The sequence below is a fragment of the Erwinia oleae genome, assembly GCF_000770305.1.
Lineage (GTDB): Bacteria > Pseudomonadota > Gammaproteobacteria > Enterobacterales > Enterobacteriaceae > Erwinia > Erwinia oleae.
In genome coordinates this window covers 1-1787 of sequence record NZ_JNVB01000151.1, presented here as the reverse complement: position 1 = coordinate 1787, position 1787 = coordinate 1, and the positions used below count along the sequence as shown (strand labels likewise).

Below are 1787 nucleotides of genomic sequence, written 5' to 3'. Positions count from 1 at the left end.
GTCTGGTGGATTGTGGGCATGATGGAAGAATGAAATCTGTCGAACATTCTGGCGATATCATGCAGAGAATCACCTTGCTTATATCTGTCCCAGATAATCGCCTTCTGCTCTGGCGTGTAGTTAATCCGAGTTCTTCGTTTCATGACAACGTCCCCCCTTGATTAAGGATAGCGTTGCATCGAGCCATTGAACTCACAGCGAAAAGCGGACGCTGCCTTTAGACGACGATCGATGATGTCGAAGCGATAAGCAATTATTTATCATCATGGCTTTGTTATGAGTCGTTTTCCGAGTCTCGTCTCATAAGATATTCGTCATGAAAAATACCATTAGCGTAAAGCGCAGCAGTATCAGTGGCCCAGTTAGCGAAACCGTACGACCGATAAAGTGCATATGCGGCATGATTCGTTGTGACGACGGAAAGCTTTACAGTCCTCACTGAGCTTGCAGCTTCCAGCGCAGCCTCCATTAGCCCTGATGATAGTCCCGATCCCCTCATCCCGGCACGGACATACATCCCCCAGATAGTAGCGACATGACTCAGCTTTGGTGAGGTATTGAAGCTCAAACCAATCAGGCCCTGTAAGGTGTTGTGAAGGTCGAATCCGCCGAAAACATAATTGGTTCGCAATTTTTCAGCAAAAAATGGTGCTGGCTTCTGGATCCAGTCTTCGTAGGACGCGCCAAAAGCGTCCGGATGAAGGAGCAACGCTTCCAGTCTTACTCTTTTGAAATCTTCTAGATCGCTCTCATTAATGCGACGCACCGTAAATGCTTTCAATTAAGGCTCTCTCTGATCATAATTTTTTCACTTCCACAAACAGATCAACTTAACATGAGTTTTGCACCATGTTTTTATAACTGCCTACAAAGCGGTCTGACATGGAGCAAAGGTGCGCTGTGAGCGAGGAGCGGACGTCAAAATCACGGCGACAGGGTTTTACGACCAAATTAACCATAACAACCCGGCGGCGAAGTGGTTATGTGGATCAATTTCTCAGTCCATCAATCACCGTTTCTGGCAGGTTCATAACTGATTTTACGCTGGCTTTTATCCGTTCGATGATTGCCTGTCGAGGTCCCTTCTGCCATGCCTCACTTCCGTAAAATGCTTCCTGCGATGCCTTCATATGCTCAATGTCATCGAATGCCCGAAGCAGGTAGTACGAATCCTCGTCATGCAGGGAGCAGCCGAATGCAACTACGTCGATACCCGCCTGATGATGCAGAGGAGCACTTATTTCGACCATGACCAGATGAAATTCCTGACCGGTACCTGGCTCCAGGGTGTACTGCAATAACTCGACAATTCTCATAATTCCACTCCATTGGTATGCATCCCCGAATTTACCATAGCATCTGTTGGTTGCATCCACCGCTGGCGGTATTAGCACGTTTCTGCCGCGGGCGAGGTATTTCCGACATCTTTACACGAACAGAACCCTGACAAATACCCATGATGTTTCGGTGCGCTTGCATGGTTATGCACTGTGATCTGCTCTCAGTTGGGTAGTACATGATGATGTTATCAACGTCCGCTTTTGGCTGTGAGTTCAATGGCTCGATGCAACGCTATCCTTAATCAAGGGGGGACGTTGTCATGAAACGAAGAACTCGGATTAACTACACGCCAGAGCAGAAGGCGATTATCTGGGACAGATATAAGCAAGGTGATTCTCTGCATGATATCGCCAGAATGTTCGACAGATTTCATTCTTCCATCATGCCCACAATCCACCAGACAGGGGGCTACCGTCCTCCCGTTCGAAAGCGGCATCGATTAGCGC

2 protein-coding genes and 2 pseudogenes are annotated in these 1787 nt (G+C 47.8%); 1 reads left to right on the top strand and 3 read right to left on the bottom strand.

What is annotated here, in order from left to right:
* From GS12_RS24530 to GS12_RS22610, 3 genes and pseudogenes are all read right to left on the bottom strand, one after another.
* Positions 1-143, bottom strand: a pseudogene (locus GS12_RS24530) (IS30 family transposase); the annotation flags it as partial.
* A gap of 131 nt (positions 144-274) precedes the next feature.
* Positions 275-781 (bottom strand): GNAT family N-acetyltransferase, encoded by a 507-nt coding sequence (locus GS12_RS22615; protein WP_034951242.1) that lies wholly within the window; start codon positions 779-781, stop codon positions 275-277.
* Positions 782-989: 208 nt separating this feature from the next.
* Positions 990-1316 (bottom strand): NIPSNAP family protein, encoded by a 327-nt coding sequence (locus GS12_RS22610; protein ID WP_034951239.1) that lies wholly within the window; start codon positions 1314-1316, stop codon positions 990-992.
* Positions 1317-1600: 284 nt separating this feature from the next.
* Between GS12_RS22610 and GS12_RS23865 the strand changes: the two are divergent.
* Positions 1601-1787: pseudogene (locus GS12_RS23865) on the top strand (IS30 family transposase); the annotation flags it as partial.